At 65.2% G+C, this 26,837-nt stretch carries 26 protein-coding genes and 2 pseudogenes; 18 read left to right on the top strand and 10 right to left on the bottom strand.

All coding sequences use genetic code 11. The features are described 5' to 3' along the window. The first annotated feature begins 34 nt into the window (after positions 1–34). From tcuA to BCR55_RS26820, 9 genes are all read left to right on the top strand, one after another. Positions 35–1,444 (top strand): FAD-dependent tricarballylate dehydrogenase TcuA, encoded by a 1,410-nt coding sequence (tcuA, locus tag BCR55_RS26860; RefSeq protein ID WP_065496810.1) that lies wholly within the window; start codon positions 35–37, stop codon positions 1,442–1,444. Next, on the top strand, positions 1,431–2,645 hold the full coding sequence (gene tcuB / locus BCR55_RS26855; RefSeq protein ID WP_065496808.1) for a tricarballylate utilization 4Fe-4S protein TcuB: 1,215 nt from the start codon (positions 1,431–1,433) through the stop codon (positions 2,643–2,645). The genes tcuA and tcuB overlap by 14 nt, the downstream gene beginning before the upstream one ends. A gap of 54 nt (positions 2,646–2,699) precedes the next feature. Further along, positions 2,700–4,022 (top strand): MFS transporter, encoded by a 1,323-nt coding sequence (locus BCR55_RS26850; RefSeq protein ID WP_006405479.1) that lies wholly within the window; start codon positions 2,700–2,702, stop codon positions 4,020–4,022. Positions 4,023–4,252: 230 nt separating this feature from the next. Next, entirely contained in the window at positions 4,253–5,203 is a 951-nt protein-coding gene (locus BCR55_RS26845) for a ketopantoate reductase family protein (protein ID WP_065496805.1), read from the top strand. Further along, entirely contained in the window at positions 5,200–5,592 is a 393-nt protein-coding gene (locus BCR55_RS26840; RefSeq protein ID WP_006405476.1) for a VOC family protein, read from the top strand. The genes BCR55_RS26845 and BCR55_RS26840 overlap by 4 nt, the downstream gene beginning before the upstream one ends. A 2-nt stretch (positions 5,593–5,594) precedes the next feature. After that, positions 5,595–6,056, top strand: a complete 462-nt coding sequence (locus BCR55_RS26835; protein ID WP_006399299.1) for a MaoC family dehydratase — start codon at positions 5,595–5,597, stop codon at positions 6,054–6,056. After that, the gene (locus BCR55_RS26830; protein WP_065496803.1) at positions 6,056–7,276 is read left to right on the top strand and encodes a CaiB/BaiF CoA-transferase family protein; all 1,221 of its coding nucleotides are present in this window, start codon (positions 6,056–6,058) and stop codon (positions 7,274–7,276) included. The genes BCR55_RS26835 and BCR55_RS26830 overlap by 1 nt, the downstream gene beginning before the upstream one ends. Then, positions 7,276–8,136: a shikimate dehydrogenase gene (gene aroE / locus BCR55_RS26825; protein WP_006405473.1), complete on the top strand. Its 861-nt coding sequence runs from the start codon at positions 7,276–7,278 to the stop codon at positions 8,134–8,136. Before BCR55_RS26830 ends, aroE begins: the two co-directional genes overlap by 1 nt. Before the next feature lie 141 nt (positions 8,137–8,277). Further along, positions 8,278–9,183, top strand: a complete 906-nt coding sequence (locus tag BCR55_RS26820) for a LysR family transcriptional regulator (RefSeq protein WP_065496801.1) — start codon at positions 8,278–8,280, stop codon at positions 9,181–9,183. A gap of 276 nt (positions 9,184–9,459) precedes the next feature. Here BCR55_RS26820 and BCR55_RS26815 read toward each other — a convergent pair whose 3' ends face one another. From BCR55_RS26815 to BCR55_RS26785, 7 genes are all read right to left on the bottom strand, one after another. Further along, positions 9,460–9,849, bottom strand: a complete 390-nt coding sequence (locus tag BCR55_RS26815; RefSeq protein ID WP_053299123.1) for a carboxymuconolactone decarboxylase family protein — start codon at positions 9,847–9,849, stop codon at positions 9,460–9,462. Positions 9,850–9,864: 15 nt separating this feature from the next. Continuing rightward, entirely contained in the window at positions 9,865–11,277 is a 1,413-nt protein-coding gene (locus BCR55_RS26810; RefSeq protein ID WP_065496799.1) for a cytosine permease, read from the bottom strand. Positions 11,278–11,375: 98 nt separating this feature from the next. Next, on the bottom strand, positions 11,376–12,845 hold the full coding sequence (locus BCR55_RS26805) for an aldehyde dehydrogenase (RefSeq protein ID WP_065496797.1): 1,470 nt from the start codon (positions 12,843–12,845) through the stop codon (positions 11,376–11,378). Between the two features lie 12 nt (positions 12,846–12,857). Further along, positions 12,858–13,895 (bottom strand): LLM class flavin-dependent oxidoreductase, encoded by a 1,038-nt coding sequence (locus tag BCR55_RS26800; RefSeq protein WP_006405468.1) that lies wholly within the window; start codon positions 13,893–13,895, stop codon positions 12,858–12,860. An 11-nt stretch (positions 13,896–13,906) separates the two neighbouring features. Further along, a complete protein-coding gene (locus tag BCR55_RS26795; RefSeq protein WP_006399291.1) occupies positions 13,907–14,842 on the bottom strand; it encodes a flavin reductase in 936 nt (311 codons plus the stop codon). 1 nt (position 14,843) lies between these two features. Next, positions 14,844–15,662, bottom strand: a complete 819-nt coding sequence (locus BCR55_RS26790) for an alpha/beta fold hydrolase (protein ID WP_006405467.1) — start codon at positions 15,660–15,662, stop codon at positions 14,844–14,846. Continuing rightward, positions 15,631–16,233 (bottom strand): amino acid synthesis family protein, encoded by a 603-nt coding sequence (locus BCR55_RS26785; RefSeq protein WP_006405466.1) that lies wholly within the window; start codon positions 16,231–16,233, stop codon positions 15,631–15,633. The genes BCR55_RS26790 and BCR55_RS26785 overlap by 32 nt, the downstream gene beginning before the upstream one ends. Positions 16,234–16,343: 110 nt before the next feature. Here BCR55_RS26785 and BCR55_RS26780 point away from each other — a divergent pair, with 110 nt between their 5' ends. From BCR55_RS26780 to BCR55_RS26745, 8 genes and pseudogenes are all read left to right on the top strand, one after another. After that, positions 16,344–16,634 carry a DUF1330 domain-containing protein gene (locus BCR55_RS26780; protein ID WP_006405465.1) on the top strand — a complete coding sequence of 97 codons (291 nt, stop codon included), beginning with the start codon at positions 16,344–16,346 and terminating at the stop codon, positions 16,632–16,634. Between the two features lie 133 nt (positions 16,635–16,767). Further along, complete coding sequence (locus BCR55_RS26775; protein ID WP_172488739.1) at positions 16,768–17,457, top strand: GntR family transcriptional regulator; 690 nt, start codon at positions 16,768–16,770, stop codon at positions 17,455–17,457. Between the two features lie 188 nt (positions 17,458–17,645). Then, positions 17,646–18,608: a flavin reductase gene (locus BCR55_RS26770; protein WP_006405462.1), complete on the top strand. Its 963-nt coding sequence runs from the start codon at positions 17,646–17,648 to the stop codon at positions 18,606–18,608. Positions 18,609–18,755: 147 nt separating this feature from the next. Then, positions 18,756–19,808, top strand: coding sequence for an ABC transporter substrate-binding protein (locus BCR55_RS26765; protein WP_065496795.1), 1,053 nt, complete (start codon positions 18,756–18,758; stop codon positions 19,806–19,808). A gap of 140 nt (positions 19,809–19,948) precedes the next feature. Then, positions 19,949–20,833 carry an ABC transporter permease gene (locus BCR55_RS26760; protein WP_006405460.1) on the top strand — a complete coding sequence of 295 codons (885 nt, stop codon included), beginning with the start codon at positions 19,949–19,951 and terminating at the stop codon, positions 20,831–20,833. A gap of 1 nt (position 20,834) precedes the next feature. Next, positions 20,835–21,635 carry an ABC transporter permease gene (locus BCR55_RS26755; RefSeq protein ID WP_006405459.1) on the top strand — a complete coding sequence of 267 codons (801 nt, stop codon included), beginning with the start codon at positions 20,835–20,837 and terminating at the stop codon, positions 21,633–21,635. Positions 21,636–21,646: 11 nt separating this feature from the next. Then, positions 21,647–22,753 (top strand): ABC transporter ATP-binding protein, encoded by a 1,107-nt coding sequence (locus BCR55_RS26750; protein ID WP_065496793.1) that lies wholly within the window; start codon positions 21,647–21,649, stop codon positions 22,751–22,753. 11 nt (positions 22,754–22,764) lie between these two features. Continuing rightward, positions 22,765–23,428 (top strand): annotated as a pseudogene (locus BCR55_RS26745) (GntR family transcriptional regulator). Between the two features lie 84 nt (positions 23,429–23,512). On the opposite strand, the gene BCR55_RS26740 reads toward BCR55_RS26745, so the two are convergent. Further along, positions 23,513–23,899, bottom strand: a complete 387-nt coding sequence (locus tag BCR55_RS26740; protein WP_053299116.1) for a MerR family transcriptional regulator — start codon at positions 23,897–23,899, stop codon at positions 23,513–23,515. 86 nt (positions 23,900–23,985) lie between these two features. On the opposite strand from BCR55_RS26740, the gene BCR55_RS26735 reads away from it, so the two are divergent. Further along, the gene (locus tag BCR55_RS26735) at positions 23,986–24,930 is read left to right on the top strand and encodes an alpha/beta fold hydrolase (RefSeq protein ID WP_065496791.1); all 945 of its coding nucleotides are present in this window, start codon (positions 23,986–23,988) and stop codon (positions 24,928–24,930) included. An 89-nt stretch (positions 24,931–25,019) separates the two neighbouring features. Here BCR55_RS26735 and BCR55_RS26730 read toward each other — a convergent pair whose 3' ends face one another. Next, the gene (locus BCR55_RS26730; RefSeq protein WP_006405454.1) at positions 25,020–25,817 is read right to left on the bottom strand and encodes a DeoR/GlpR family DNA-binding transcription regulator; all 798 of its coding nucleotides are present in this window, start codon (positions 25,815–25,817) and stop codon (positions 25,020–25,022) included. Between the two features lie 76 nt (positions 25,818–25,893). Then, positions 25,894–26,837 (bottom strand): annotated as a pseudogene (gene pdxA, locus BCR55_RS26725) (4-hydroxythreonine-4-phosphate dehydrogenase PdxA); the annotation flags it as partial.

The following is a 26,837-nucleotide window of genomic DNA, read 5'->3' as shown; positions in this document are numbered from 1 at the left end:
ATCCCTACGATTTGTCCGAAAGGAGGCAAGTCTGATGGTCGATGTGCTCGTAATCGGAGGAGGGAATGCTGCCCTGTGTGCGGCGTTGATGGCGCGCGAAGCGGGCGCGTCGGTCCTGCTTCTCGAAGCCGCGCCGCGCGAATGGCGCGGCGGCAACTCGCAACACACGCGCAATCTGCGCTGCATGCACGATGCGCCGCAAGACGTGCTCGTCGATGCCTATCCGGAAGAGGAATTCTGGCAGGACCTGCTGAAGGTGACCGGCGGCATCACGAACGAACATCTTGCGCGGCTGACGATCCGCGCGTCGTCGTCGTGCCGGCCGTGGATGCAGAAGCACGGCGTGCGCTTTCAGCCGCCGCTGTCCGGTGCGCTCCACGTCGCGCGCACGAACGCGTTCTTCATGGGCGGCGGCAAGGCGCTCGTCAACGCGTATTACCGCAGCGCCGAAGCGCTCGGCGTCGACATCCGGTACGACACGCCCGTCGATGCGATCGAGCTCGACGGCAGCCGTTTCGTCGCGGCGCGCAGCGGCAGCCGGCGTTTCGAGGCGCATGCCTGCGTCCTCGCCGCGGGCGGCTTCGAATCGAACCGCGAATGGCTGCGCGACGCGTGGGGGCAGAACGCGCGCGGCGAATGGCCGGCCGACAACTTCCTGATTCGCGGCACACGCTTCAACCAGGGCGTGCTCCTCAAGCATATGCGCGACGCCGGGGCCGACATGATCGGCGATCCGTCGCAGTCGCACTGCGTCGCCATCGATGCGCGCGCGCCGCTGTATGACGGCGGCATCTGTACGCGCATCGACTGCGTGTCGCTCGGCGTCGTCGTGAATCGCGACGCCGAGCGCTTCTACGACGAGGGCGAGGATTTCTGGCCGAAGCGCTATGCGATCTGGGGGCGGCTCGTTGCGCAGCAGCCCGAGCAGATCGGCTATTCGATCATCGATTCGAAAGCGATCGGCCGTTTCATGCCGCCGGTGTTTCCCGGCGAAAAGGCGGACACGCTGCCGGAACTCGCACGCAAGCTGGGCCTGCCCGAACGGCGCTTCGTCGACACGCTGACGCGCTACAACGACGCGTGCCGCGTCGGCACGTTCGATCACACGGCGCTCGACGACTGCCACACCGAAGGCCTCACGCCGCCGAAGACGCACTGGGCGCGCCGCATCGATACGCCGCCGTTCTACGGTTATGCGTTGCGGCCGGGCATTACGTTCACCTATCTCGGCCTGAAGACGAACGAGCGCGCGCAGGTCCACTTCGGCGGCGAAGCCAGCGAAAACCTGTTCGTCGCCGGCGAAATGATGGCCGGCAACGTGCTCGGCAAGGGCTATACGGCCGGCGTCGGCATGTCGATCGGCACGGCCTTCGGGCGCATCGCCGGGACGCAGGCTGCACGTGCGGCACTCAAGACAACGGAGGCAAGCCGTGCAGCAGCCTGACGCACTCGCGACCGAACGCACGCACACGGCGTCGCCGGTCGATACCCCAAAAACTTCGCACGGCGGCGCGGCACGCGTGATCCCGATCGTGCCGATGAGCGCGAGCGAAACCGAAGTGGCGCGCCAGATGCAGATCTGCAACGCATGCCGCTATTGCGAAGGTTTTTGCGCCGTGTTCCCCGCGATGACGCGCCGGCTCGAATTCGGCAAGGCGGACGTCAACTATCTCGCGAATCTGTGCCACAACTGCGGTGCGTGCTATCACGCGTGCCAATACGCGCCACCGCATGAATTCGCCGTGAACGTGCCGAAAGCGATGGCCGAAGTCCGGCTCGACACCTACACCGAGTACGCGTTTCCTGCGGCGTTCGGCGCGCTGTACAAGCGCAACGGTCTGACGCTGTCGGTTGCACTCGCGGCCGGGCTCGCGCTGTTTCTGCTGCTCGGCACCGCATTGCACGGCGGCCTGTCGCGCGACGTCGGGCCTGCGAACTTCTACGCGGTCTTTCCGCACACGCTGCTCGCCGCGATGTTCGGCAGCGTATTTGTGTTCGCCATGGTCGCGCTCGGCGTGGGCGTCACGCGCTTCTGGCGTGACGTGTCGGCGGGAACGACACGCGCGAGCGCGCCGGCGGTGGCGGAAGCGGCGAAGAACGCGCTGACGCTCAGGTACCTCGACGGCGGCCACGGCGACGGCTGCAACGAACGGGACGATGCGTTCACGCTGGCCCGGCGCCGTTTCCATCACCTGACGTTCTACGGCTTCATGTTGTGCTTCGCGGCAACGGCGGTCGCCACGCTCTATCACTACGCGTTCGGTCTGGAAGCGCCGTATCCGTTTTTCAGCGTGCCGGTGCTGCTCGGAACGGCGGGCGGCATCGGACTGATCGCGGGGCCGGCAGGGCTGCTTTGGCTGAACCTGACACGCGCGCCGGAGCGCGGCGATCCGCGTCAGCGTCCGATGGACCGCGGCTTCATCGCGCTGCTGTTGCTGACCAGTGCATCCGGTCTCGCATTGCTCGCCGGTCGTACGACTGCCGCGATGCCTTCGCTGCTCGCCGTCCATCTCGGCATCGTGATCGCGCTATTCGCAACGCTGCCTTACGGCAAGTTCGCGCACGGCATTTTCCGCTCGGCCGCCTTGCTCAAATCGTCGATCGAGAAGCGGCAACGCAACGCGTCGAGCGTCGGCGCCGACTAGCGTCACGGGCGCCGCCGGCGCCCATCGCCACAAACACAATAGGCAGGAGACACCATGAGCCGTACCGAACCCATCGCCGCGACGTCCGGCGTTTCGCCGATGACGCGGGCCGCCGCCGTGCTGCGCGTGACCAGCGGCAATTTCATCGAACAGTTCGATTTCTTTCTGTTCGGCTTTTATGCGACATCGATCTCGAAGATCTTTTTTCCGTCGGACAGCGAGTTCGCGTCGCTGATGCTCACGTTCGCGGTGTTCGGCGCCGGGTTCCTGATGCGTCCGCTCGGCGCGATCTTTCTCGGCGCGTATATCGACAAGGTCGGGCGGCGTACCGGCCTGATCGTCACGCTCTCGATCATGGCGAGCGGCACCATCCTGATCGCGTGCGTGCCGGGCTACGCGAGCATCGGCCTGCTCGCGCCGGCGCTGGTGCTGCTCGGGCGGCTGCTGCAAGGATTCTCCGCGGGGGCCGAGCTCGGCGGCGTGTCGGTCTATCTCGCGGAAATGGCCACGCCCGGCAACAAGGGTTTTTACACGAGCTGGCAATCGGCGAGCCAGCAGGTCGCGATCGTGATGGCGGCGGCCATCGGTTACGGGCTGAACCAGTGGCTGTCGGCGCAGCAGATCGGCGCATGGGGCTGGCGCGTGCCGTTTTTCATCGGCTGTGCGATCGTGCCGTTTCTGTTCTTGCTGCGGCGCTCGCTGCAGGAGACCGCGGCGTTCCAAGCGCGGCGGCACCATCCGCAGGCACGCGAGATCTTCGCGATGCTGCTCGGCAACTGGCGGACCGTGGTCGGCGGCATGCTGCTGACGGCGATGACGACCACGACGTTTTATCTCATCACCGTCTATACGCCGACCTTCGGCAGATCGGTGCTGAAGCTGTCCACGTCGGACAGCCTGATGGTGACGCTGCTCGTGGCCGCGTCGAATTTCGTCTGGCTGCCGATCGGCGGCGCGATCTCGGACCGCATCGGCCGCAAGCCGCTGCTCGTCGCGATTTCCGTGCTCGCGATCTTCACGGCCTATCCGGCGCTGTTCTGGCTCGCCGATGCGCCGAGCTTCGCGCGCATGCTGATCGTGCTGCTGTGGTTCTCGTTCTTTTTCGGCATGTATAACGGCGCGATGGTCGCCGCGCTGACGGAAGTGATGCCGGTCGAAGTACGCGTCGCCGGGTTCTCGCTGGCGTTCAGTCTGGCGACCGCCTTGTTCGGCGGGTTTACGCCGGCCGTGTCGACGTATCTGATCCAGGCGCTGCATGACAAGGCAGCGCCGGGCTACTGGCTGAGTTTCGCCGCGCTCTGCGGGCTCGGCGCGACGCTGGCGCTGTACCGGCGGCGCGCGGACAGTGGCGAGTCGGCCGCTTCGTCGGCGGGATAGACATTGGGACGTCAGGTTCGAACACGCGACAAGCCCGGCTTCGCGCCGGGCTTGTCGCTTTTTGGGCGGCGTGGCGGCGAGCGCCAGCGGCTCGCAAAACGGCGTGCGCGCTACGGCAGTGCTATGTCCGTGTCGACTCAATATTGCGATCCGCAATGGCGCCATTGAATTCATTGCATTGCCGACATGTGTCGCGCGCCGTATCGTGGTCTCCATTCAAGGAGACGTTGATGAAGATCGCATTTTTGGGCGCCGGCGCGCTGGGCTGCGCCATCGGTGCCACGCTAACCGAAGCCGGTCACGAGACATGGCTCGTCGACCGGTTTGCCGCGCATGTCGCGGCCATGTCGCGCGACGGGCTGCAGATCGACGACGAGCGCGGCACGCGGCGCGTCAAGGTTCGCGCGACGATGGATCCCGCCGAAGTCGGCACGGTCGATCTCGTGATCGTGCTGGTCAAGTCGTTCCATACCGATGCGGCGATGCGCGGCGCGCTCGCGCTCGTCGGGCCGGAGACCGTCGTTCTGTCGCTGCAAAACGGCCTCGGTCATGAAGACGTGCTCGCCGAAATCGTCGGACGAGAGCGCGTGCTCGCGGGCAAAACCTACGTGGGCGGCGTATTGCACGCGCCGGGCCAGATTCAGAGCGGCGTCGCGGGCAAGCTCACGATCGTCGGCGAACTCGACGGCCGGATCACGGCCCGTGTGCAAGCGGTCGCGGACGCGTTCAACGGCGCAGGTTTGACCACGCGCGTCAGCGACAACATCCTCGGCACGATGTGGGACAAGCTGCTGATCAATGTCGCGACCGGCGCGATCACCGGCATCACGCGCCTGACCTACGGTCAGCTTTACGACGAGCCCGTCCTCAAGGCGACGGCGCTTGCGGCGATCGAAGAAGCGATGGCCGCGGCCAAAGCCGCCGGTGTCAGGCTGTCCATCGCCGCAGCGGAAGATGCGTGGAACATGGCCGCGGAAGGCCTTCCGGCCGCGTTCAAGACGTCGATGCTGCAAAGCCTCGAGAAAGCGTCGATCACCGAAATCGACTTCATCAACGGCGCCGTGGTGCGCTGGGGCGAACGGCTCGGCGTGCCGACGCCCGTCAATGCGACGCTCGTCGCCTGCATCAAGGGGATTGAACGCGCCATGATCGATCGCCGGAAAGAGGAGGTCTCGGCATGAGCGCCGCGAAAGCCTATCTCGAGCACGTCGCCATCCGGGTGAAGGACATCCATTGGCATATCCGCTTCTTCGAGGAAGTGCTCGGCATGACCATGCGCGAAGTCGACGGCAGCCGGGAAGCGCCGCGTCAATACTGGACGCTCGGCGGTCTGCAATTCATCAGCGAGCCGCATTACGACGGACCGGAGGGCCGGCTCGCGCATCTCGGCGTGATGTGCGAAGACCTCGACGCGGCCATCGCTGCGGCGCAGGCATTCGGCGTGACCGAAATGCCGCAGGGACGCAACTGGCTGCGCCTGCCCGACGGACTCGCGATCGAACTCATTCAGGCGAAACCGGCCACGTGCGTCGCACAGGCGCTGGCGATCGATCCGCGCGCGGAGGCGTGAGCATGAGCCGCATCATCGAAAAATACTGGGACGATGCGCAGGAAGGCGACGAATGCATCAGCCCGACTTACACGGTCACGCAACAACGCATTCTCGCCTATGCCGATCTCACGGGCGATCACACGCCCGTGCACGTCGATGAGGACTACGCGAACGCGAGCCACTTCGGCTGCATCGTCGCGCATGGCTTGTTCGGCTTGTCCGTCGCGGACGGCCTGAAGACGCAAAGCGACTATCGCTTCGTACCCGGCATGTCGCTCGGCTGGACCTGGGATTTCCTGCTGCCGATCAAGGTGAACGACGTGCTGCACGTCAAGTTCCGCGTCGGCGCGATGCGCGCCAGCAAGAGCAAGCCCGACTGGGGCATCGTCGTTCTGCCGTCGGAACTGATCAACCAGGACGGCCAGGTCGTCCAGCGCGGCGAGCATCGTCTGATGATTCCGCGTCGTCCGGGAGCGTACTGATGCAGGCCCGTCCCCTCGAAGGCATTCGCGTCGTCGATTACAGCCACTTTCTTGCCGGCCCGTATGTCGGCCGCTGCCTCGCCGCGCTCGGCGCAGAAGTCATCAAGGTCGAGCGCCCCGGCGGCGGCGATGCCGGGCGCCGGCACGCGACGATCCTGGACGATCAGCAAAGCGCCTATTTTCTGCAGCTCAACATGGGCAAGCGCGGTGTCAGCGTCGACATGAAGGACCCGCGCGGCAAGACGTTCATGCAACGCCTGTGCGACTCGGCCGACGTGTTTATCGAGAACTATCGTCCCGGTGCGCTCGGCAAGCTCGGTCTCGGCTACGCGGCGTTGTCGGCGCGCAATCCGCGGCTCGTCTACTGCTCGATCTCGGCGTACGGCCACACGGGGCCCGACGCGCATCGTGCGGGCTTCGGCCTGATCGCCGAAGCGAAGAGCGGCATCATGCAGATGATCGGCAATCCGGGCGAGCCGCCGCCGCTCATGCGCATTTCGCTCGGCGACATGTACACCGGCATTCACGCGGTCGCCGCGATCAACGCGGCGCTGCTCGGCCGCGTAGCGAGCGGGCGCGGGCAGCATATCGACATGGCGCTGTACGACACGCTGGTGTCGATGCACGAATATGCCGTCCAGTGCTACACGATGCAGGGCGTCGTTCCCGAGCAGACCGGCCACGACATGCCGACGTCCACGCTGTACGGCGTCTTCCGCGCCGCCGACGGCGACCTCGTCATCGCCGCGCAAGTCGACGATGCGTGGAAGCGGTTCGCGGCGGTCGTCGAGCAGCATGGCGGCCCCGCCGGTTTTGGAACCGACACGCGCTTTCACGACCTGAACGGCCGCAACGCCCATCGTGAAGCCATTCTTGCTGTGGTGAAGCCGTGGGTGGCCGGCCGCTCGGTGGCCGACGTTCTGGCGCTGCTGGACGAGGTCGACGTTCCTTGCGCGAAGGTGCAGCGCATCGACGAGGTCGTCAACGATCCGCAAATCGTCGCGCGCGGCATGGTGATCGAACAGGCGCATCCGCGCTTCGGCACGCTGCGTCTGCCGAACCTGCCGTTCCGTTTTTCCGATTGCGATACGTCGATTCGCGAAGTCGGCCCGGACCTCGGTCAGCACAACGTGGAGGTCGCGCAATCTCTCGGCTTCAGTGCAGCGGAAATCGACGCGATGCAAACCGACGGCGTGCTGTTCTCGAAAAGGAGCGCGTGATGAGCGACCAGTATGCGGTAATCGGCAATCCGATCGGGCACACGAAGTCTCCGCTGATCCACCGTCTGTTCGCCGAGGAGACCGGGCAGGACATCGCGTATGTCGCGATGGAGGCGCCGCTGGAACCGGACGGCGCGTTCGTCGACACGGTCACAGCCTTCATCGCGGCCGGTGGCAAGGGCATGAACGTCACCGCGCCCTTCAAGCTGAGAGCGTTTGCGATGGCCGACGAACGCAGCGAACGCGCGACGCTCGCGGGCGCCGTGAACGCGATGAAGTTCGAGAACGGTCGCGTCGTCGCCGAGAACTTCGATGGCGTCGGCCTCGTGCGCGACATCGAAGTCAATCTGCATCAGCCGATGGCCGGCAAGCGCGTACTCATTCTCGGCGCAGGCGGCGCCGTGCGCGGCGCGTTGCTGCCGTTTATCGGCGCGCGCCCCGCCGAACTCGTCATCGTCAACCGACATCCGGACAAGGCGCAAGCGCTCGTCGAGCAGGCAGGCGCAGGTAGCGCGCTGCGTGCGTGCAGCTATGCGGACCTCGAATCGATGGGACGCTTCGACCTCGTCGTGAACGCGACTTCGGCAAGCCTGACCGGGCAGCTGCCGCCGGTTCCGCCCAGCGTATTCAGCGCGAGCGGCAGCGCCTACGAACTCGCCTACGGCAAGGGCTTGACGCCGTTCCTGCAGCTCGCGCGCAGCGCCGGTGTGCAGGGCATCGCGGATGGTGTCGGGATGCTCGTCGAGCAGGCGGCCGAAGCGTTCGCATGGTGGCGCGGCGTTCGACCGCAGACGCGTGCGCTGATCGATCGGCTCACCGTTCCGCTCGTGCGACATGACGAGCAGGCTGCGCCCGAGTGAGCGCAACCGCCATTAGTGTGATGTTCTTGCGATCCGGAAAGCAGGGCGTCGAGTCCTGTCCGCGGGCGTCTATTCGTCGGACGTGCCGCATAGGCGCAACGAAATGACTACAATGGCGACATTGCGAAACACAATGAAGCCATGGGCACTGCCGAGCTGCCGGATCTCAAGCTGCTTCAGCTTTTCGACTTGCTGTATGACCTGCGCAGCGTGACGCGGGCGGCGGAGCAGCTCGGGCAGAGCCAGCCGACGATCAGCATCTGGCTGGGGCGGCTGCGCGAACATCTGCAGGATCCGTTGTTCGTGCGTACGCCCGCCGGGATGACGCCGACGCCTCAGGCAGACGCGTTGATCGGCCCATGCCGGGAAATCCTGGAGTCGCTGCGGCGGTTTTCGGCGTGGGAAATCTCGTTCGATCCGGCCACGGCCAAGCGGCGCTTCCGGATCTGCATGACGGATGCGAGTCACATCACGCTGCTGCCGAAAATGCTCGCGCATGTGCGTGCGCAGGCGCCGGGCATTCGACTCGAAGCGGCGAGAATCGACGGGAACACGGAGCGCGCGCTGGAATCGGGCGAGGCGGATCTCGCGATCGGGTATGTGCCGTGGCTTGGCAGCGGCATGTACCAGCAGCAGCTCTACATGCAGGATTGGGTTTGTCTCGCCAATCCCGATCATCCGCGCGTGCGCGCGAAGCTGACGCTCAAGCAATACCGCCGCGAAGGACACGTGATCATCGCGGCCGGCACGGGCGCGCAATTGCTGGAGCAGGCGCTGCTGCGCGAGAACATCGACCGCGACGTCGTGCTCGAGCTGCCGGGTATGCTCGGGCTTGGGTCGATCATCCAGTCGACCGATCTGATTGCGACGCTGCCGAGAAACATCGGGGAGACGCTGGCGCGCGTGAACGGGATCGCGGTTCATCCCTGCCCGTTTCCGGTCGACAAGTTTGCGGTGCGTCAGCATTGGCATGCGAAATACCACCACGAGGCGGGTAATCGCTGGTTGCGGTCGGTGGTGGCGGATTTGTTTCTGGATAGAAGTTAGTGGCGCAGGGCGCGGGCGGTTAAACGGCGGAATGGCCGGGCCGATGGATGACCGAATGGTAGCGAGCAGGTTGCGCTTTCGGTTTGCGTCGCGTCGCAGGAAGATCGTCGGTATGGCGCGTCGAAGCTGCAGCCGCAACGGTCGTCGGTTACGTCCGACCGCAAACGGTGAGAAGCGAGGGAAACGGTCGACACAGCGCCCCGCGCTGTAGTCCGATCACGGCTATTCAGTCCGTCGACCCAGGCCGCGATGCCACTCGCTTCTCCGGCGCTGCGCTTATTTCAATGCCCCTTCGGACACCAGCACCTCGCGTGCGGCCTTGAACGCGCTGAGCCCGTGCGGAATGCCCGAATAAGCGGTCGCGTGCAGCAATGTCGCCTTGATTTCGTCGACGCTTACGCCGTTGTTGAGCGCTCCCTTCACGTGCAGCTTGAGTTCGTTCGTATGGCCGCCGGCAGTCAGCATCGCGAGGTTGAGCAGACTGCGCGTTTTGCGGTCGAGCGTGTCGTCGCCCCATGCCCATCCCCACGCCCATGCGGTGGTGGCGCGCTGGAATGCCATCATGAAGGCGTCCGCCTTTTCCATCGATGCATCGACGTATTCGGGGCCGAGCACTTCACGGCGGATCGGCAAGCCTTTCTGAAACAGCGCCTCGTCTTCATTCATGATCGATCTCCATTGTTAATCCAGAGCGCCGGCGCCGGCCGGACACCGGCTCCGCGAACGCGAGCCGTCCCGCGACGCGAACAGGTAGCACACCAGCGCGGTGACGACGAGGCCGACCATCCACGAGACGTCGACGCCACCCAGAATCGACGCCCACGGGCCGCGGAAGAAGCTCTCTTGCATGAACGGAACCTGCACCGCAATCCCGAACACGTAGATCGCGGTGGTCTTGGCGTTGAATGCGCCGTACATGCCGCCATTGCTGCTGATGATCTCCGCGACGCGGTAGTGCCGGTTGTTGACGAGGTAGAAGTCGATCAGGTTGATCGCGATCCATGGCGCGAGCACGATGCGCAGCGCGAAGATCGCGTTCAGAAAGATCGCGATGAAGTTGCTCGACGCCCACAGGGCGATCGCGGTGGACGCCACCAGCAGCACCGCCGACACGGCGACGCGCACCTTGCGCCCCGGCACCCAGTGCGGGCGGAACGTCTGCGCGGCGGTGATGAACGACAGCACTGCGCCGTACAGATTCATTCCGTTGTGGCCGATGATGTTGACGAGAAACAGGAGGATCAGCACGTAGCCGAACGCGCCGGTCTGCTCGCGGACGGCCTGCATCGCGTCGGACGAATGTCCGGTGCTGACTGCGAGCACACCGAACAGGAACGCGAAGATCGTGCCTAGCGATGTACCGAAATAGGTATACGCAAACGTCTTCCCGAATCCGGCGGAGGCCGGCAGATAGCGAGAATAGTCGGACGTATAGGGCGCGAAGCTGATCTGCCAGATCGCGCACAGCCCGAACATCGCGAACCAGTTCGTGGAATCGAAATGCCCTCGCTCGAAGATCTGCGCGTCGAGCCCCGGCGCCATCAGCGCGATGCCGATCAGCAGCGCGCCGCCCATGAACCAGGCACCGATCTTGTTGAAGCGATGAATGAAGTGGCAGCCGATCACGCCCACCAGCGTCGCAAGCACCGCACCGACGACGGTCGCGGCGGGTACGGGTATCGCGGGCATGGCGGTGTGCAGCGTTTTGCCCGCCAGAATGATGTTCGATACGAAGAAGCCGAGGTAGATCAGCGTGGTGAACCCGACCACGAGCAGCGAGCCGTAGCGGCCGAACTGGGCGCGGCTCTGGATCATCTGCGGTACGCCGACGAGCGGCCCTTGCGCGGAAGTGAGCGCGTGAAAGATCGCGCCGAAGAATTGCCCGGCCACGATCGCGAGAATCGCGCTGACCAGGTCGAGATGAAACACCAGCACCGACGTGGCGCCCGAGATCACGGCCAGCGGTGCGACGTTCGTGCAGAACCACAGGGTGAAGAGATCGGCCGGCTTGCCGTGGCGGGCCTCCGGCGGAACATATTCGATCGAGTTGCTTTCGATGGCGAGAACGCCGCCGTCGCTGTCCTGCTTTGTCATGCTGTCTCCATCGTTATTGCCGGACCAAGCGGCGCCGCGCGGGCGCAGCCTGGTCTCCGTCGCTTATGAATCGATACGGCAGGCGATCGGATCGCCGCTTAGCGCATCACGAACGGGTCGCCGATCGGATCGTCCGACGTGCGCAGCCATACGGACTTCGTGGTCGTGTATTCGAGCGCGGCGCTCAGCCCGCCTTCGCGGCCGTGTCCGGATAGCCCAAAGCCGCCGAACGGCACGAGCGGCGACACGGCCCGATACGTGTTGATCCACACGATGCCGGCGCGCACGCGCTTCGACACGCGGTGAGCCCGCGTGAGACTGGTCGTGAAGATGCCGGCCGCGAGGCCATACGCGGTGCCGTTCGCCTTGTCGATCGCTTCCTGCTCGGATTCGAACGTGTCGACCGACAGCACCGGCCCGAACAATTCGGTCGTGATGCTGTCGGCGTGCGCGACGCCGGTGCAGTCGAGGATCGTCGGCGCGTAGTAATACCCGTCGCGCTCCAGCTTCTTTCCGCCGGCGAGCACGGTCGCGCCCTGACGCACCGAGCGCTCGACGACCGTCTCGATGTGGCGAAGCTGTCGCTCGGTACACAGCGGGCCGTATTCGGTTTCCCGCTCGCCGGGGGAACCGATGCGAATCCGCGATACGCGTTCCACGAGCATCGCGAGGAATCGATCCTTGACCGAAGCCTCGATCAGCAGGCGCGAACCCGCGACGCAGCTCTGGCCGCTCGCTGCGAAGATGGCCGCAACCTGCGCATTCACGGCGCTCTGGATGTCGGTATCGGCGAACACGATGAACGGCGACTTGCCGCCGAGTTCGAGCGACACCTTCGCGAGGTTATCGGCCGTATTGCGCACGATGTGGCGCGCGGTCTCGGGGCCGCCGGTGAACGCGACCTTGTCCACATCGGGATGGCTGCTCAGCACCGCACCGCATTCCGGGCCGAAGCCGGTGACGACGTTGACGACACCGGGCGGGAAGCCGGCCTCGTGCACGATGCGCGCGAACTCGAGCAGCGGTCCCGGTGCTTCCTCGGATGCCTTCAGCACGACGGTGCAGCCCGCGGCGAGTGCGGGGCCGAGCTTGACCGCGGACAGGAACAGCTGGCTGTTCCACGGCACGATCGCGGCGACCACGCCGACCGGCTGCCGCTCGAGCCATACCTGCATGTCGGGCTTGTCGACGGGGATGCTGCTGCCCTCGAGCTTGTCGGCGATGCCGGCGTAGTAGCGGTAATACTCGGCAACGTATGCGATCTGGCTCGACGTTTCGCGGATGATCTTGCCGGTGTCTTTCGTTTCGATTTCGGCGAGCCGCGGTGCAGCCTGTTCGACGAGGTCCGCGAGCCGGTACAGCAGTTTGCCGCGCGCCGACGCGGTCAGGCCTGCCCAGGCGCGATCGGTCAGTGCACGGCGGGCCGCCGCGACCGCGCGATTCACTTCGTCCGTGCGGGCTTCCGGCATCTGCGCCCACACGGCGCCGGTTGCCGGGTCGATGCTGCCGAAGGTGGCGGCGCCGGGCTCGAACTGCCCGTCGATATACAGCTGAAAATGTGCATTCATGACATCGTCCCCTTACCGGAACGCCGGCATCACGTCGCGGATCATCCGCTCGAGCGACGCCTTCTTGCGTTCGAACGGCATGCCCGTGTCGATCCAGAACGAGTACTCGTCGAAGCCGAGCGCCTCATAGGTCTTCAGACGTTCGATCACTTCCGCCGGCGTGCCGATCACGTTGTTCCGGCGCATCGCTTCGGGCGTGTAGAACGGATGCGCGGCGATTTCCTCGCGGCTCAGCGGCTGGATCATCCCGCGACTGACCGGACGTTCGTTCTTGAACCACGCGCCGAAGTAGTTGTAGAACACGTTGATTTCGTCGGCGGCTCGCTGCGCGTCGTCCTCGTTGCTCGCGACGTAGGTGTGACGCAGCAGCATGATCTGCGGACGCGGCACGTCGCTGTACTTCGCACACGCGGCGTTGAAATGGCCGACGAGCTTCTCGACTTCGTCGTCGCCGAGATGCAGCGGTGTGACCTGCACGTTGCAGCCGTTGGCCACCGCGAACTCGTGGCTGTTCGGATCGCGCGCGGCGACCCAGATCGGCGGATGCGGTTGCTGCAGCGGCAGCGGCGACGATGTCGTCGACGGGAACTTCCAGAATTCGCCGTCGTGCGCGTAGTTGCCTTCCCACAGCTTCTTCACGGCTGGAATCAGCTCGCGCATGCGCTGGCCTGCGCTCCACGCGTCGAGACCCGGCATCAGGCGCTCATATTCGAACGAGTAGGCGCCGCGCGCGATGCCGAGCTCGAGGCGCCCGCCCGAGATGATGTCCGTCATCGCGGCTTCGCCGGCGAGCTTGATCGGATGCCAGAACGGCGCGACGACCGTGCCCGTGCCGAGCCGTACGCGCTTCGTCTTGTTCGCGAGATCGGCGAGGTTGATGAACGGGTTCGGCGCGATCGTGAAATCCATGCCGTGGTGCTCGCCGGTCCAGACGGCGTGCATGCCGCCGCGGTCGGCGATCTGGCACAGCTCCACCATCTCGTCGTACAGCTGCTTTTGGCTGGTCTGGTCGGAGACGCGCTCCATGTGAACGAAAAGCGAAAAACGCATGATGGGACCTTTCAGGAAAGAAGCGGACGGACGGTGCCCGTGCTGTGATCGCCGAAGTACAGGCCGTAACTCTTCAGCTGGCTCTCCTTGCGATAGCGTTCGAGCATGCTGGCGAGCGCGCTGTCCTGGAACGCGTCCGCGTCGAGATCGTCGAGGCTCACGAATTCGCCGGCGGCCGCCGCTTCGTCCGGTGCGCTGCAGAGGAACGAGATGTACTGGTAGTGCGTCTCGGTATTGTTGTAGACCGAGTAGATAAAGCTTGCCGATGCGTCGGGCTGGTATTGCCGGAAAAGTTCGGCGAGCGCCTTGTCGGCGCCTTCACGGCCGATCTCCTTCGCGGGCAGTGTCCACTTGCCCTCGGCGGTGCGGATCATGAGCACCTTGTCGTCGCGCGCGATGATCGCGCTGACGACGACCTTCGGGCCTGCAATGACTTCGGTCGACAGCTTCGCCGGCGTGAAATACCCGCCGCGGTAGTAACCGAGCCCCGCATAGCCTGCCGAATGAAACGCCTCGACCTTGCCGATGATGATTGCGTGATCGCCCGCATCGATCACCTCGTGCGTCGTGCAGTCGAACCACGCGCTGACGTCGTCGATCAGCGGATTACGATGTGCGCTCAGATGCCAGCCGACGTTCGCGAAGCGGTTCTCGCTCGGGCGCGCGAACCTGTTCGACAGCTCCGTTTGCCCTTCCGCGAGGATGTTGATCGCAAAGTGGCCGGCCGTGGAAAACGTCTGGAAATTGCTCGACGTCTTCGCGATGCTGACGAGCAGCAGTGCCGGATCCAGCGACACCGACGAGAACGAGTTCGCGGTGAAGCCGAGCGGCTGGCCATCGTCGCGCGCAGTCGTGACGATCGTCACGCCCGTCATGAACGCGCCGAACGCATCGCGCAGCTCCCGGGTGTTGATCGTCGAGGCTTCCTGGCTGATTGCTTGGCTCATGTCACACTTCCGATTTCAGGGTTTCCGCCTGCGGCACGGTCTGCAGCCACGCACGCAGCGCGCGATTGACCGTGTCGGGCGCGGTCAGGTTGACCATGTGGCGCTCGTTCTCGATCACGACGGCCTTGCCATCCTGTGCGGCTTGCGCCATCTGTCGCGCCATCTCGGGCGTCGAATTCGGATCGTCCGAGCCGGTGAGCACGAGGGCGGGGCAGGCGATCCGGTGCCAGGCGTCCGCATACACCTCGTCGCCGTTCGCGAAGGCGTGGTACGCGGTCGCATAACCGACGAGGTCCACCGACTGCAGCCACGATTGCACCTTCCGTGCTGCGGCCTGCTGCGCTTCTTCCGCGTTGAACCAGCGCTTGAGCGGCGTATCGACGTCGATGGTGCCCGACCGCAGTTCGGCGGCGCGTTGCAGCACGGCTTCGCGCGCCTGCTCGGTTCGGCGGTAGACGCCGTTCAGGACTGCCACGCGCTTGACGAGATCCGGTCGCGTCACGGCGACGCCGGCCGCGATCAGCGAGCCCATCGAATGGCCGGCCAGGTTGACGGGGCCGACCTTCAGCGCTTCGATGAACTCTGCCGCCCACTGCACGAACTGCGGCAGCTCGGCGCCGGTGTCGAGCGGATCGCTTCTCCCGTGGCCCGGCATGTCGACGGAGATCACGCGAAAGTCGCGCGACAGGTCGTCGATCTGCGGATACCACGCGCTCGCCTGCATGCCGACCCCATGAATCAGCACCAGCGGTTCGCCCGCGCCCTGGTCGAGATAGTGGGCGACGCGCTTATTTGACAGCGGCAGGGTTCTTGACGTCATTTCCGAGCTCTGCGAGATCTTTGTAGCGGTCGCCGATGCGGTGATGCGGCCGGCCGGCGGTGGCCGCGCCGAGGGCAATGACGAGTTCGTCGGCGGCCGGCGCGTCCGGAATCGCGAACTGAAGCGTCAGGTAGTGCGAACGGCGGCCTTCGTCGTTCTTGTCCATCATCGGAATCAGCAGCGGCGCATTGGCCGGGCCGCGCGTGTTGTTGAACGCGAGATACGACTTCGCGCCGACGGCCGTCCGATACGTATTGCCGAAATGCAGCGTGTGGATCAGCGCGGATGCGTGCTCGATCTCGCCGTCGAGACCGACGATCGCACTCTTGCCGAACGCTTCGACGGCCTCGCCCGAACCGGCTTCGTCGAGGATCAGCTTCGTCAGGTGTTCGCTCAGTTGCGGCGCGAGCCTGCGGATCTCCGGCGACAGGTCCTCGACGTATCCGCGGCCCACCCACGGGTTCTTGATCACCGCGGCCGCGCCGATCATCTTCAGCGGTTTCGCAGCCACCTTGTCGCCATCCACGTACAGCGTTTCGACGTGGAGGACGGATTTCCGAATCAGGCTCATGGCACCTTCCTTTCATGCGTTGATTGTCGGATTCATTGTGGTATACCATGTTACGGCATGCCATGAGTGTTAACCCGTGTCTCGAAATTGCGCGAAAGCAGAGGTGAAAAATGAGTGCGTACTGGATTGCTCACGTGCAGGTGCTGGATCCCGTGAAGTACAAGGACTACACGGATCTCGCGCCGCAGGCGTTCAAGAAGTTCGGCGCCGTATTTCTCGCGCGCGGCGGCGCGTCGCAGACGCTCGAGGGCGAGGCGTTCGAGCGCCACGTCGTGATCCGCTTTCCCGATATGGACGCCGCGCTCGCGTGTTATCACTCGGCCGAATACCAGACGGCGAAGGCGAAGCGGGATGGACATTGCCGCGCGCAGATCTCGATCGTCGAAGGGCTGGAGGACTGAAACGGCGGCGTCGCCGGGCACGCTGCCGGCGGGATGGAAAGCTCGATGACAGTTAGGTCATAATATGGCATTCCATGTCGGCCGCCGCCTTTTGGGCTGGCGGCAGGCCCATTTCGTTTCCAGAGTGCCGTCCATGCAAGACCTGAAAATCGACCGCAATGCCAAGACCCTGCGCGAACTGACGCTCGACAAGCTGCGTGGCGCGATCGTGCAGGGTTATTTCCGACCGGGCGCGCGGCTCGTCGAACGCACGCTCTGCGACGAACTCGGCGTGAGTCGCACGGTGGTGCGCGAGGTGCTGCGGCATCTCGAGACGGAAGGGCTGGTCGAGACCGTGTCGCGGCAGGGGCCGGTGGTCGCGCGGCTCGATCCGGGGCAGGTCGGCGAGATTTACGAACTGCGCGGGCTGCTCGAAGCCAATGCGGCGCGCGCGTGCGCGGAGGGCGCGACGCCCGAAGTCGTGCAGCGACTGCGCGAAATTCGCGCGGTGATCGAGGATGCGTTCGAGAAGGAGGATCTGCCGCGCGTGCTCGAATACACCGAACGCTTCTATGAAGCGCTGTTCGAGGCGGCGGGCAAACACGTGTCGCTGACGGTCGTCAAGACGCTGAATGCGCGCATCAATCGGCTGCGTGCGCTGACCATCGCAATGCCGGGGCGCGGCAGCGATTCCAATACGGAGATGAACCGCCTGCTCGACGCGATCGAGCGGCGCGATGGCGACGCGGCCGCGGCGGCGTCGGCGGCGCACATCAAGCGCGTTTCCGAGCTGGCGCAGTCCGCGCTCGCGCAGCAGCAGGACGAGGCCGTCGACGACCGTTGACGACACGCCGGCGCGGGCGTCGATACGCGCGATTCACCACGAAAGGCCGTCGGCACACTTGCCGGCGGCCTTTTGTTTTGTGTGCCGATTCGACTCATGGTATTCCATAATACAGCGTCCATTGTTGTAGCCCATAAGATGGCATACCATAATCTCATCAAGCAGCACAGCCATCCCGGGAGGACGCCATGACCGAGTCGATAACCGAGCCGATCGAGCAGCAGCCATTCGACACGTCCGGCTTTCGCCGCGCCCTCGGTGCATTCGTCACCGGCGTGACGGTCGTCACGACGATCCAGCCCGACGGTTCGCCGCGCGGCTTCACCGCCAACTCGTTCACGTCGGTGTCGCTCGATCCGCCCTTGATTCTCGTGTGCATCTCGAAGACGGCGTCGAGCCATCCGGTGTTCTCGGCCACGCAGCGTTTTGCGGTGAGCGTGCTGGCGGAGAACCAGGCCGACGTGTCCGGCGTGTTCGCCTCGAAAGCACAGGACAAATTCGCCCGAGTACCGTGGGATACGCGCAAAACGGGTGCCCCGGTGATCCGGGATGCGGCCGCGAGCTTCGACTGCGTGACGCACGACGTGGTCGACGCGGGGGACCACATCATTCTGATCGGACGCGTGGTCGACTTCGCGCAGACGAGCGCGTCGCCGCTCGGCTATTGCCGCGGCGCATACGTGAACTTCAGCCTGTCGCAGGACGCGTTGTCCGCGGCGGGGTGCGCACGGGTGGGCGCGATTCTCGAACATCGCGACGGGCTGGTGCTCGTCGATACGCCGCACGGCCTGCGCCTGCCGACCGGCAGCCGGCTCGAACCGGCGAGCGACGCGGCGAGCCTGCGCGGTGTGCTGACGAAGCTCGGGCTCAACGCGCATCTCGACTTCCTGTTCGCCGTCTTCGAATCGGCCGGCGGCCGCGAGCCGGGCGTGCACATCTATTACCGCGGCCGCGTGATGCCCACCGGTTCGCCGTGGTTCGACAGCAGTATTCGCATCGTGCCGCTGTGGCAAGTTCCTTGGGACGAAATCGCCGATACCGCCGTGCGCTCGATGCTCGAGCGCTACGTGCGCGAACGCAGGCAGGACGCATATGGAATCTACGTCGGCGACACGGAGGCCGGTACGGTCCAGCCGCTGGCTGCCGCGTAACGGCATCGGCGGCGCGCGATGCGCCGCAGTGACGAACGAGGCGATCGAGCAGCCGGCGCGGCGGGCGCTGCCGGACCGAGCACGCGTATTCGGAGGGCTGCCGTTCCGGTGGCCGCAAGCCGCACCCGTTTCATCTGGAGAGAGACCATGAGCAGCAGAAGCATCCCGCGTTTCGCAGCACCGCGTCTGGCATCGCAGCTTGCCTGTATCGCACCGTTGGCCGTTCTTTGCGCCGCACCGGCGGTCGCTGCGGACCCGATCGTGTTCACGAGCTGGGGCGGGACGACCCAATCGTCGCAGCAGAAGGACTGGGCGCAGCCGTTCACGCAGGCGAGCGGCATCAAGGTGCTGATGGACGGACCGACCGACTACGGCAAGCTCAAGGCGATGGTCGAAAGCGGCAACGTCAGCTGGGACGTCGTCGACGTCGAAGGCGACTTCGCGTATGCGGCGGAAAAGGCCGGACTGATCGAGCCGATCGACTATTCCGTGGTGAAGAAGGCCGACCTCGACCCGCGCTTCGCGACGCCGTCTGCCGTGGGCAGTTTCTATTATTCGTTCGTGCTCGGCTACAACAAGGCGAAGTACACGGGGGCGCAGCCGCAGAACTGGGTCGATCTGTTCGACACGAAGCGTTTCCCGGGCAAGCGTACGCTTTACAAGTGGTCGGCGCCGGGCGTGCTCGAGATCGCACTGCTCGCCGACGGCGTCGCGCCGAACAAGCTGTATCCGCTCGATCTCGACCGCGCGTTCAAGAAGCTCGATTCGATCAAGGGCGATATCGTCTGGTGGAGCGGCGGCGCGCAATCGCAGCAGTTGCTCGCATCGGGCGAAGCGCCGATCGGCATGTTCTGGAACGGCCGTCTGCATGCGCTCGCGCAGACGGGCGTACCGGTCGGCATGTCGTGGAATCAGAACCTGACCGCGGCCGACATGCTTGTGATTCCGAAGGGCGCCAAGCATCGCGACGCGGCAATGAAGTTCCTGGCCGCCGCAACGAGCGCGGAGGCCCAAGCCAGGTTCGCCGCCAATACCGGCTATGCACCGATCAACGTGAAGTCGGCGGCGCTGATGCCGCCGGCGATCGCGAAAGCACTGCCCGACCAATACAAGGGTTCGCAGATCAATCTCGACATGAAGTACTGGGCCGAGAACCGCGATGCGATCGCGAAGCGCTGGTACGCGTGGCAGTCGAAGTAAGCCGGCGCGTGGCGTTGTACCGACCTGAACGCCGTTCAGGAGCCCGAACTGGACGGAACCGCCCGGTAGCGCAACGAACCTGCATGGGGCCAGTGGAAACAGGCACTGAAGTGCCGGCGCTGGCCGACAAAGGAGACACCATGCCAAACGTATTGAGTACCGTCGCGCATCCTGCCGCGACACCGCCGCGCAAGCGGCGCGACTGGCGCAGCGTGCGGCTGCTGGCACCCGCGATGCTGCTGCTCGTGATCTTTTTCCTGCTGCCCGTGCTGTCGCTGCTGTTGCGCAGTGTGCTCGAGCCGGCGCCAGGGCTGCACAACTACGCGCAGCTACTCGGCTCGACGACGTACGTGCGCGTGTTCGGCAATACGTTCATCGTCGCGACGGTCGTGACGCTCGTCACGCTGACCGTCGGCTTTCCGATGGCGTGGCTGCTCGCCATCGCTCCGCGCAAGCTCAGTTCGGTGCTGTTCGCGATCCTGCTGTTGTCTATGTGGACGAACCTGCTAGCGCGCACGTTCGCGTGGATGGTGCTGCTGCAGGGAACGGGGCCGATCAACCGCGCGCTGATGGCGCTCGGCGTGATCCGCGAGCCGCTGTCGCTCGTCAACAATCTGACCGGCGTGACGATCGGCATGACCTACATCATGCTGCCGTTTCTCGTGATGCCGCTGCATGCGACGCTGCGCGGCATCGACCCGTCGACGCTGCGCGCGGCCGCGGTGTGCGGTGCGAGCCGTTGGCAGGCGTTCTGGCGCATCCTCGTGCCGCTCGCGATGCCGGGCGTGGCGTCCGGTGCGCTGATGGTGTTCGTCATGGCGCTCGGCTACTTCGTCACGCCGACGCTGCTCGGCGGGCCGTCGTACATGATGCTGGCCGAACTGATCGCGCAACTCGTGCAGGAGCTGCTGAACTGGGGGCTCGCCGGCGCCGCGGCCTTCGTGCTGCTTGCCGTCACGCTCGCGCTCTATGCGTTGCAGCTGCGCTTCACGGGCAGCGCACGCGCCGCCGCCGGAGGCCGCTGACATGTTGCTCGATTTCGATCGCCTCGGCGCGCTGCGCTGGATTCTGGTGGCCGTGGGCGCGGCCGTCGCACTGTTCCTGCTGTTGCCGATCGTGTTTATCGTCGCGTTGTCGTTCGGCGATTCGCAGTGGCTCATTTTCCCGCCGCCGGGCTGGACGCTCGAATGGTATCGGCAGCTGTTTACCGACGCCGGCTGGATCGACTCGCTGCTGACCAGCGCGAAGCTGGCGATTATCGTGACGATGCTGTCCGTCGCGATCGGCTTTCTTGCCTCGCTGGCGCTCGTGCGGGGCAGGTTCCGGGGCCGCGAGGCGGTGCGCGGCTTCTTCCTGACACCGATGGTGCTACCCGTCGTCGTGCTCGCCGTTGCGCTCTATGCATTCTTTCTGCGTATCGGGCTCAACGGCACGATGACCGGCTTCGTGATCGGTCACCTGATCATCGCGCTGCCGTTTTCGATCATCTCGATCAGCAATTCGCTCTTGAGCTTCGACACGGCGCTGGAAGACGCCGCGCTGATCTGCGGCGCATCGCCGCTCACGGTGAAGCTGCGCGTCACGCTGCCTGCCATCCGGCTCGGCCTGTTTGCTGCCGCGGTCTTCGCGTTTCTCGCGTCGTGGGATGAAGTCGTGGTGTCGATCTTCATGTCGAGCCCGACGCTGCAGACGTTGCCCGTGCGGATCTGGGCAACGCTGCGGCAAGACCTGACGCCCGTCGTCGCGGCCGCGTCGTCGCTGCTCGTCGGACTGACGACCGTATTGATGCTGGCGGGCGCCGTGGTGCGCCGCGCACGCGCTCACTGAGGTACTACGCCATGACTGCTTTCCTGCAAATCCAGCGCCTGCGCAAGACCTACGATGACGTCGTTGCGATCGACCACGTGTCGCTCGACGTGCGCAAGGGCGAATTCATGACCTTCCTCGGGCCGTCGGGTTCGGGCAAGAGCACCACGCTTTATATCGTCGCGGGCTTTCAGGAGCCGACCGACGGACGCGTGCTGCTCGACGGCAAGTCGCTGCTTTCGGTTGCGCCGAACCAGCGCAACATCGGAATGGTGTTTCAGCGCTATACGCTGTTTCCACACCTGAGCGTGGGCGAGAACGTCGCGTTCCCGCTGCGCGTGCGGCGCCGGCCCGACGCGGAAGTCCGCGCCAAAGTGGAGCAGATGCTGAAGCTCGTACATCTGTCCGAATGCCGTGACCGGATGCCTGCGCAACTCTCCGGCGGCCAGCAGCAGCGCGTCGCGATCGCGCGTGCGCTGGCCTACGATCCGCCCGTGCTGCTGATGGACGAGCCGCTGTCCGCGCTCGACAAGAAGCTGCGCGAGGAAATCCAGCTCGAACTGCGCCGCATTCACCAGGAGACCGGTGTGACGATCCTTTACGTCACGCACGACCAGGAGGAGGCGCTGCGGTTGTCCGACCGTATCGCCGTGTTCAACCAGGGGCGGATCGAGCAGGTGGGCACGGGCGAGGAACTGTATGCGAATCCCGCGTCGCGCTTCGTCGCGAGCTTTATCGGCAACTCGAATTTCCTGCCGGTCAAGGTGACGAAGACACGCGACGGTCGCATGGGCGGCGTGTTTCCCAACGGTATCGAAACGGCCTCGGACGCGTTCCATCCCTCGCTCGCTGCCGGCGACGATGGCACGCTGATGATTCGTCCGGAACAGATACGCATCCGCCCGGTGCAATACGCGGGCGCGGCAACTGCGTCGGCCGTCGGCGCGGGTCTTCCCGTCACGGTGCGCGACATCACCTATCTCGGCGATGCGATGCACTACGCGGTCGCGACACCGTGGCAGCAGGAAATCTCGATCCGCACGCCGGCCGCCCATCGACACGGCAACGGCATCGTGATCGGCGCACAGGCGCTCGTCGAGTGGGATGCGCGCGACGCGCGCCTGTTCGCGCAAGCGTGACGGCAACGGCCATGCGTCACGCACTGCCGTCACTGAAAGTCGAGCGGCCTACTGCCACGCTGCGGGAGCTCGCGCTCGAGAAGATGCGCACCGCGATCCTCGACGCGCATTTCCAGCCGGGCGAACGGCTCGTCGAACGCTCACTGTGCGAGATCCTGGGCGTAAGCCGGACCGTCGTGCGCGAGGTCCTGCGCCATCTGGAAACGGAGGGCCTCGTCGACTCGGTCCCGAACCAGGGGCCCATCGTCGCGGTCCTCGACTTCGACACGGCCGCCGAGATCTACGAGATCCGCGCCTTGCTCGAGGGCGAGGCCGCGATGGCCTGCGCGGAGCATGCCGATGCGTCGCTCGTCGCAGATCTTTCGACGTGCATCGACCGGATCCGGCACGCGTTCGATACGCAGGATCATCACGCGGTGAAGGCGCTGACGTCGGCGTTCTACGAGCGCATGTTCATCGCCGGTAAAAAGCACGTTGCGTGGAGATCGTGCAGACGTTGATCGCTCGCATCAATCGGCTGCGTGCACTGACGATTGCTTCCGACGATCGCGGTCAGCAGGCGGTCGAAGAAATGCGCGAGATTCTCGCCGGGATCGCGCCGGCGACGGGAGGGCGGCACGCGAGGCAGCCGTCGCGCATGTGGCACGCGTGGCCGAGATGCGCGCAAGCTGCTGACGCATGGCCGCGAGAGCGCCGCGTGGCGCCAGGCCGGGTAGCGCGCAGGCTGCAGCGTCGCGGCCGTGGCCATTGCCACGCGCATCAATCGACCGGCGGAATCACTCCTTCATTCAAGGTCTTGAGAAGACGCGCCCGACGCTTTTCCAAATCGGCGATCTGACGCTCGATCGCCTCGAGCCTTGCCCGCTGAACGTCGGTGATCTGATCGCAAGAACGGGCACCCTCGATCAAAAGCATGCAGTCGGGGAAACCGCGAATATCGTCGATGGTGAATCCGGTCGCGATCATGCGCTGAATCTGCTTGACCTGCGTGACGGCCTTCTCGGGAAACATGCGATAGCCATTGCTCGCACGTACCGAAGCGAGCAGACCATGTTCGTCGTAGTGGCGGATCGACCGCACGCTGGCGCCAGTGAGTTGCGAAAGTTGTCCGATCGCCAGCAGCTGCCGGGAAGGCGTGTTTTTCATGCAAAGCAGCGTAGCACGATTCGCTTGACTCTCACATCAGTGTAAGGGTTGAGAGTAAGCGTACCGACACTCTCCCAGGCAAGACAATGAGCTTACGGACGTTCTCTCACCTTTTGATTTCCGCGCTCTCGGCGGTTACGCTGCTTGCGTCCGCCCCCGACGCGTTTGCCGCACCGAACAGCTATACGGTGACATCGGCGGACGGGGTAAGGATCGCCGTTCAGGAAAGCGGTAATCCGGGCGGCCCGCCGATCATTCTGGTGCATGGACTGCTCGGCAGCCGCCTGAACTGGGATGCGCAGGTGCGAAGTCGCGAATTGAGCCAATACCGGATCATTACCTATGATCTGCGCGGCCACGGTCTGTCCGGCAAGCCGTCCGGCCCGGAGCCCTATCACGACGGGAACCGCTGGGCGGACGACCTCGCAGCGGTAATCCGCGGCTCGCATGCGCGCAAGCCCGTCGTGGTCGGCTGGTCGCTCGGCGGCGTGGTGATCTCGAACTATCTCGCGAAATACGGCGATAGCGGGATCGCGGGTGCCGTGTATGTCGACGGCGTGGTCGAGCTCGCGCCCGGTCAGATCGTCGCACACCCCGACGTTTATCGCGACATGAATTCGGCCGATCTGAAGACGCATCTGGACGGCGAGCGCACCTTCGTCGGCCTTTGTTTCAATCATCGGCCCGACGCCGACACGTTCGCGCGGCTGCTCGCGAACGCCGCCATGGCATCGTGGGACATGCAGCGAGAAGTGCCGACCATGACCGTGTTCGCCGCGGAAGGGCTCGCCAAGGCGCGCGTACCGCTGCTCTTCATCTACGGAGGTCGCGACGTACTGGTCGACACGCGTGCGACGCTCGCCCGCGCGGCCGCGCTGAATCCGCACATCGTAAGTGAGGTGTACGCGGACGCCGGCCATGCGCCGTTTATCGAGGAGCCCGAGCGTTTCAACCGCGATCTGGACGCGTTCGTCAGGTCGGCATCGCAGCAAGGCCGCGACGTTTTACAGGGAGGTAAGGATGGAACGTGACGTCGGATGTTTTCGGCCGACGGTTCGCTACCTCGTCGTCGAAGGTCCTGCGCCTTTCCGCTTCGTTGTACGGCGCGCTTCGCGCAGTATTACGAGATCGCCGAGCGCGACGGCGTGTCCATATCGGCCGTCTCGACCACGACGCGTCCGAGCGCCCTGAACGGCGCAAGAAGCGCCTCGTCGGCCATGCTGGACGTGATCAACCGCCAGTCTCGTTCGAGCGGCGTCCAGTGTTGCTGCCGCGAGCGACCGAGCTTGTCGGCGTCGGCAAGCACAAACGTCTGAGCCGCGCGCCGGATGATGCAGTCCTTCAGATACGCTTGTTGCGCGCTCGCTTCGCACAGCCCGAACTCCGCGACCACGCCGTCCGCGCCGAGAAACGCCTTGTCGACGCTCAAGCGGCTCAGCGACAGCTCGGCGAGCGGCCCGAGCGTGCTCATGCTCGATTTGCGCAGATCGCCGCCGATCAACGTGAGATGGACGCCGGGCGCGTTCGCCAGCGTCATGACGGCAAGCAGGTTGTTGGTCACCACATGAAGATCGACGCGCGAGACGAGATGCCGCGCCAGCGCGGCGCAGGTCGTGCCGCCGTCGAGCAGCAGCGTATCGCCGTCGTGCACGTGAGCGGCCGCCGCGCGGGCAATCGCTTCTTTCTGCTCGCGCTGCGTCGCCTTGCGTTCCTCGAGCGACGCCTCCGGTTCGTGTGCGCCGATCAGCGCCGTCGCACCGCCATAGGTGCGCACGAGACGGCGCTGGTTCGCGAGCGTCGTCAGGTCGCGCCGCACGGTAGCTTCGGATACGCCGAGCGCGGCGCTGAGTTGTTCGACGCTGGCGTCGCCCGTCAGGACGAGATCGAGAATCGCGCGATGGCGCTCGGACGCTTTCATGGCTGACATCTGCAGGATGGGAGGTTGCCGATGTTACACCACGGCCCGCGCGCATTCCGTCACGCTGGTTGTGCGCTCAGCCGCGCCGCGTCGCGAGTTCGGCGCCCTGGCGCAGCGCTTCGAGCAGGCTGCGCTCGTCGGCGACGCCCGTGCCCGCAATGTCGAACGCGGTGCCGTGATCGACCGATGTGCGGATGACCTCCAGTCCCACCGTCACGTTGACGCCCGCTTCGAGCCCGAGCACCTTCACCGGGCCGTGACCCTGGTCGTGATACATCGCGACCACGAGATCGAAGTCGCCGCGGCCCGCACGGAAAAACAGCGTGTCGGCAGGCAGCGGGCCGGTCACGTCGAGGCCGCGTTCCTGCAACACCGCGACCGCCGGCACGATCTTCTCTTCTTCCTCGCCGTATCCGAACAGACCGTTCTCGCCGGCATGCGGATTGATCCCGCATACGCCGATGCGCGGCTTTGCGATGCCGGCCTTCACGAGGGTCGCGTGGCCGCGCTCGATCGTGCGCTGTACGAGGCCCGGCTCGATTTTGCGGATCGCGTCGATGATCCCGATATGCGTGGTCACATGAATCACGCGCAGTTGCGGCGCGACCAGCATCATCGATACTTCGTCGACGCCCGTCAGATGCGCGAGCATTTCGGTATGGCCGGGATACTTGTGGCCGCCGGCGTGCAGTGCTTCCTTGTTGAGCGGCGCCGTGCAGATGGCGTCGATCTGCCCGGCTTCCGCCAGCTTCACCGCGCGCGCGATGAATTGATAGGCCGCATCGCCCGCGACGGCGACAAGCGGCCGAAGGGCAGGTCGGCCGGAATCAGGCCGAGATCGATGCAGTCGATCGTGCCCGGCTCGTAGCGCGCGTCGGCCGCTTCCTGGATGCGACGGATCTTCGCCGTGCCGCCGACGATCTCGTTTGCTCGTTCGAGCCGGCGCGCATCGCCGATCACGAGCGGACGGCATTGCCGATAAACGACGTCGTGTGCGAGGCTCTTGACGATGATTTCCGG

It is taken from the genome of Burkholderia sp. CCA53 (assembly GCF_001685525.1).
Classification (GTDB): domain Bacteria; phylum Pseudomonadota; class Gammaproteobacteria; order Burkholderiales; family Burkholderiaceae; genus Burkholderia; species Burkholderia multivorans.
This window is presented reverse-complemented; position numbering and strand designations above follow the sequence as displayed.